Genomic DNA, 5941 nt, shown 5'->3' on the forward strand with positions numbered 1-5941 from the left:
GTCGCCGCAATTCTGCCTGAGTTAGCGTTGTTTGCGCCCCCCCCCCCCCCCCCCAAGAGCTTGCAAGACTACGATTCATCGACGGATGAGGCGGCTTCGGAGGCTGTACGCAGAGCCAAGCGAGATCAGACGCCCGCGGCGTAGAGGGGCCGCAAAAACGCATCCATAGACGTCCGGCGTATCCTAAAATGTATAACCGAGCCCGGCCCCCAGGATCCCCCTTGGTGCCCGCTCGGGAACGGTGCTTGCACCGCCGGGTTCCGGGGGCCAATGCAATGGTGTCTATGCCCGGCAACTCTTCTCCCATGCACGACACCGCCGACTGCGATGTAGCGATTGTGGGAGGCGGACTGGCGGGCGGGCTGATCGCGCTCGCTCTCCAACGGGCGCAACCAAGGATAGAGGTTCGTCTGATCGAGGCCGGCCCCTCTTTCGGCGGCAACCATCGCTGGAGCTGGTTCGAGGGCGATCTCGATCCGGAGACTGCCGCGCTGCTGGATATGTTTCCGCACAAACGCTGGCACGGTGGATATGATGTGCGGTTTCGCGGCTTCACCCGGCATCTTGGCTCAGATTACCGATCCCTCGCCAGCACCGATTTCGATGCCGTGCTCCGCCGCAGCTTGCCCCAGCAAGCAATTTGCTGCGGGCAGCGAGCGAATGCGTTGGACGCCTCCGGAGTCACGCTCGAAAACGGAACCCGGTTGAACGCCAAGACGGTCATCGACTGCCGCGATTTCACGCCTTCCAGGCATTTGAGAGGCGGCTGGCAGCTGTTTGTGGGCCAGCATATTCACACCCTGGCGCCGCACGATCGAAGCGTACCCGATATTATGGACGCGGACATCGATCAGTTCGGCGCCTACCGCTTCGTCTATTCCCTGCCCCTGGGCCCGCAGGATATCTTCGTCGAAGACACCTATTACGCCGACCAACCCGCTCTGGATCGTCCGGAATTGCGGCGACGCGTTGGCGCATATTGTGCCAAGCGCGGCTGGGAGGGCTCTGTCGAGAGCGAGGAGGCTGGCGTGCTTCCGGTGATAACCGGGGGGGATGCCCAGGCCCATCGGCGCGAGTTTTCAACCCCCGGTGTGGCCCTTGCTGGCGCGCGCGGGCTCTTCGTCCATCCCCTGACGAGTTACACCCTTCCCTTTGCCGCGGCGAACGCGATTGCGATCGCCCGCCATGCGCAGCTTTCCGGTCCCGGACTTGCGCGGTTGATCGAGGACAGGGCCCGCGATCACTGGAGAAAAACGCGCTTCTATCGCCAGCTTGGCAAAATGCTTTTCTCTGCCGCCGAACCGGAGGAACGCTGGCGCATATTCGCTCGTTTCTACCGTTTGCCAGAGCCGCTCATCGCCCGTTTCTATGCAGGCGATAGCCTGGCTCTGGACAAGCTGCGGCTCCTTACCGGCAAACCGCCTGTCCCCGTCCTGCGGGGCTTGTCCGCGCTGCTTGGCAAGGGCGCCCCGCTCGTTAAAGAAGATCACACATGAACGCGTACAATTCAGAACCGCTCGAAAAGGCTCCCCGCGCACAGGTGATCGCGCCAGGCCGGACCGCTTGTGTCATCGGATCCGGCTTCGGCGGGCTGGCCCTCGCGATCCGGCTGCAAAGCGCCGGGGTTGCGGTCACGATCGTCGAAGGCCGCGATAAGCCGGGCGGCCGGGCGTATTACTGGGAACGAGACGGGTTCACCTTCGATGCGGGACCTACGGTCATCACCGATCCCAACTGCCTGAAGGAATTATGGGCGCTTTCCGGACACGACATCGCCGAGGACGTCGAACTGATGCCGGTGGTGCCGTTCTATCGGCTGGCCTGGCCCGATGGGACGCAGTTCGACTATTACGATGACGAAGAGCACCTCTTCGCCGAAATCGCGCGTTTGAACCCGGTGGACGTGGCGGGGTATCAACGCTTCCTGGACTATTCCGCCGAAGTCTACCGCGAGGGTTACGAGAAGCTGGGGCACGTACCTTTCCTCAAGTTCTCCAGCATGATCAAGGCTTCGCCCGCCCTGATGAAAAATCAGGCGTGGCGCAGCGTCTACTCGATGGTCAGCCATTACGTCGAAGACGAAAGGCTGCGCGAGGCGCTGAGTTTCCATACCCTGCTGGTCGGGGGTAATCCGATGACGACCAGCGCGATCTATGCCCTGATCCACAAGCTGGAAAAGGATGGCGGCGTTTGGTGGGCGCGGGGCGGCACCAACCGACTGGTGTCGGGCATGGTGACCCATTTCGAGCGTCTGGGCGGCACCATTCGCGTGGGCGATCCGGTGGCTAAGGTTCACACCATGGGCACCGTCGCAAGCGAGGTCGAAACGGAAAGCGGCTGGCGCGAGCGGTTCGACGCCATCGCCAGCAACGCCGATATCGTGCATAGCTACAAGGCCCTGCTTTCGGGTTCGAAGCGGGGCGATACCTATGGCGCGCGGCTGGCCAAGAAGCGATTTTCCCCCAGCCTGTTCGTGGTGCATTTCGGTATCGAGGGCACCTGGCCGGGAATACCGCATCACATGATCCTGTTCGGTCCGCGCTACAAGGGGCTGCTGGACGACATCTACGACCACGGGGTGCTGCCGCAGGATTTCTCCATCTATCTTCACCATCCTAGCGTCACCGATCCCAGCGTCGCGCCGGAGGGTATGAGCACGTTTTACGCGCTCGTTCCGGTCGCGCACATGGGCAAGCTGGCTATCGACTGGGAACGCATGGGGCCGGAACTGGAGCGCCGCGTGCTCGACGAGGTCGGCCGCCGGCTCATCCCCGACATCCACGATCGCATCGTCACCAAGTTCCATTATACGCCGCGCGACTTCAGCAGCGACCTGAACGCCCATATGGGTAGCGCCTTCAGCCTGGAACCGGTGCTGACCCAGAGCGCCTGGTTCCGCGGACATAACCGCGACGACGTGATTTCGAACTTCTACCTCGTGGGTGCAGGCACGCATCCCGGAGCCGGCATTCCGGGCGTGGTCGGTAGCGCGAAGGCCACTGCGGGGCTGATGCTGGAGGATCTGGCGCGGTGACTGCGCAGATGAACAGGCTCGCGGTCTATTGCGGATCGGCAACACCGTCCGATCCGCGCTACATGGAACTGGCCCGCGATGTGGGTGCCGGTCTGGCGCAGCGCGGCATCGGCGTGGTTTATGGTGGTGGCCGGCTGGGCCTGATGGGTGCGGTAGCCAGCGGGGCGCTTTCGGCGGGGGGCGAGGTCATCGGGGTCATTCCCGACGCACTCGCCAATTCGGAGGTCGCGAACCACGATTGCACCGAGCTTCATACCGTTTCCGGCATGCATGAGCGCAAGCTGCGCTTCACCGAGCTGTCTGACGGTTTCGTCACCATTCCCGGCGGGGTGGGCACGATGGACGAGCTGTGGGAAGCGATGAGTTGGGCTCAGCTCGGCTATCACCGCAAGCCGGTGGGCCTGCTCAACGCTTTCGGGTTCTATGACCATCTTATCGCCTTCAACCGCCACATGGCGGACGTCGGCTTCGTTCGACCGGCACACCAGGGCATTCTTCTCGCGGCGCCGACGTTAAGCGGACTTCTCGACGCGATGGAAAGCTATCGCCCCCATCGTCCCATCTTCGAAATGTCCGCGGACGACCTCTAGATGGCCCAGAGCCCCCCTCGTCGACGACCGACGCGCGTCGTGCCGCGGATGCTGGCCCCTTCGCGCATCCTGCGCACCACGCCTGCGCGTGCGGGCGGGGGTCGCGATCGCGACGATCTGGTCGACCAGGCCGAGGACATGATTGCCGAAGGGTCGCGCAGCTTCGCGACGGCAAGCCGGCTGTTTCCCGAGGCAGTTAGGGAGCAGTGCTGGCTGCTTTATGCCTGGTGCCGGCGCTGCGACGATCTGGCGGACGATCAGGAACTTGGCGGCGCGCTCGGCCCGGAGGAAGGGGCAGACCGGCGTATCCGCTCGATCCGCCTTCTGACGGAGCGTGCCTTCGAGGGCTTGCCGACGGCCGATCCCGCGTTCGACGCTATCGGTCTGCTCGCCCGCGAGGTCGGAATAACGCCGGATATGACCGATGATGTCATTCAGGGTTTCGAACTGGATGCCGACGGATGGCGGCCCCGGACCGAGGCGGATCTTGCCCGCTATTGCTATCATGTCGCGGGTGCGGTCGGGGTGATGATGGCGATCGTGATGGGCGTGTCCAAGGACGACAGCGACACGCTGGACCGGGCCTGCGATCTGGGCTTCGCCTTCCAGCTTGCCAACATCGCGCGCGATCTCAAGGAAGATGACGCTGCGGACCGGTGCTACCTCCCCGTCGAATGGATGGTCGAACAGGATATAGAGCCGGGCCAGCTGCTGAAGCCTCACCATCGGCAGGAACTGGCCGAGCTGGCGAAGAGGCTGATCGACCGCATGGACCAGCACCTTGCCATGGCGCGGCTTGGCGCGGCGAAGCTCCCGTTCCGCAGCCGCTGGGCCGTCCTGGCGGCGGCGCGGATCTATGGCGCGATCGGGCACAAGGTGGTGGCGCGCGGTATCCATGCCTGGGACAGCCGGACCACGATCCCCGGCTTCGAAAAACTGCGCCATGTGGCGGCGGCCTGGTGGGAGGCGCTCCGCAACAAACCCGACCCGGTGGAAACGCCGCCGGAATGGAACCGCGGCGATATCCTGATCGACGTGCGGATGCGCGGCCCCATTCCCGATCCGCCGATGGAGCCGCTGCCCGAAGAAGAGCCCAGCGACCGTTACGACTAGATGCGATCCTAAACGCCATCGGGCTGATCCAGTGCCGATTCGCCTCATTGCCCGGCGCCTGCCGTAGCCATTTTTCCAATAGACATGGACCGCCTGGACCACGGTCCAGGGGACAATTTTGTCTCCTTGCGCGCACTCGCGTCACCTTGCGAGCGATGACTGTCGCCTTGTGCCCTAGCGGCGTAACCTTGCCGCTTCGAACCGTCGCCTTGCGCCCGCGAACTGTCACCTTCGCTGCGCAGGGCGAAGTATGCCGCAACGGCATGGCGGGAGGGGGCGCAGATTGCTGTCATGTCCGCAAGGCTAGCGGAGCGACTGCGCCGTAGGAAAGCGAGCCGATTCTTGCCGGGTTTCCGGCGAGAACGTTGCATCTCCGCTCGCGCTTTCGCCCGTAATGTGGCGTGGGCGCACCCATCAGTGCTGGAAGGTGGGTGGCTGGCGGAAAGCCACTCTCGCCTTGAAGCATGAAAATGGGTAGCCACACCCTCATGATTGAGAAGCTTCTGATCGCCAACCGGGGCGAGATCGCCTGCCGCATCATCCGCACCGCACGCGAAATGGGGATCGCGACCGTGGCGGTCTATTCGGATGCCGACGCCAAGGCGCTGCATGTGCGGCAAGCGGACGAAGCGGTGCATATCGGCCCCTCGCCCGCGGCCGAAAGCTATCTGGTGGGCGAGAAGATCATCGCTGCGGCCAAGCAGACCGGTGCGGAGGCGATCCATCCGGGTTACGGCTTCCTGTCCGAAAACGCCGAGTTTGCAGAGGCGGTCCAGGATGCAGGCCTGATCTGGGTCGGCGCGCCGCCCGCCTCGATCCGCGCGATGGGGCTGAAGGACGCCGCCAAGAAGCTGATCCGCGAGGCTGGCGTACCCGTGACGCCGGGCTACGACGGCGAGGACCAGTCTCCTGAGCGGCTGAAGCAGGAAGCCGACGCGATCGGCTATCCCGTGCTGATCAAGGCGGTCGCAGGCGGCGGCGGCAAGGGGATGCGCAAGGTCGATGCACCTGGCGACTTCGAGGCGATGCTCCAGAGCTGCCGGCGCGAGGCCAAAGCCAGCTTCGGCAACGACGACGTGATTCTAGAAAAATGGATCACCTCGCCCCGCCATATCGAGGTGCAGGTGTTCGGCGACAGTCATGGCAACGTCGTCCACCTGTTCGAACGCGATTGCTCGCTCCAGCGCCGCCACCAGAAGGTGAT

5 protein-coding genes are annotated in these 5941 nt (G+C 63.9%); all 5 read left to right on the forward strand.

The features are described from left to right. The first annotated feature begins 305 nt into the window (after positions 1 to 305). Positions 306 to 1496: a lycopene beta-cyclase CrtY gene (gene crtY, locus ACFDTG_RS15815; protein WP_375291915.1), complete on the forward strand. Its 1191-nt coding sequence runs from the start codon at positions 306 to 308 to the stop codon at positions 1494 to 1496. After that, a complete protein-coding gene (locus ACFDTG_RS15820) occupies positions 1493 to 3034 on the forward strand; it encodes a phytoene desaturase (protein ID WP_375291916.1) in 1542 nt (513 codons plus the stop codon). The genes crtY and ACFDTG_RS15820 overlap by 4 nt, the downstream gene beginning before the upstream one ends. Positions 3035 to 3042: 8 nt before the next feature. Further along, complete coding sequence (locus tag ACFDTG_RS15825) at positions 3043 to 3624, forward strand: TIGR00730 family Rossman fold protein (RefSeq protein WP_375291918.1); 582 nt, start codon at positions 3043 to 3045, stop codon at positions 3622 to 3624. 48 nt (positions 3625 to 3672) lie between these two features. Beyond that, positions 3673 to 4737: a phytoene/squalene synthase family protein gene (locus ACFDTG_RS15830; protein ID WP_375291919.1), complete on the forward strand. Its 1065-nt coding sequence runs from the start codon at positions 3673 to 3675 to the stop codon at positions 4735 to 4737. A gap of 488 nt (positions 4738 to 5225) precedes the next feature. Then, positions 5226 to 5941 (forward strand): biotin carboxylase N-terminal domain-containing protein (locus tag ACFDTG_RS15835; protein ID WP_375291917.1); only part of this gene is annotated, 716 nt, incomplete at its 3' end.

This window comes from Qipengyuania sp. (assembly GCF_042095715.1).
Classification (GTDB): Bacteria; Pseudomonadota; Alphaproteobacteria; order Sphingomonadales; family Sphingomonadaceae; genus Qipengyuania.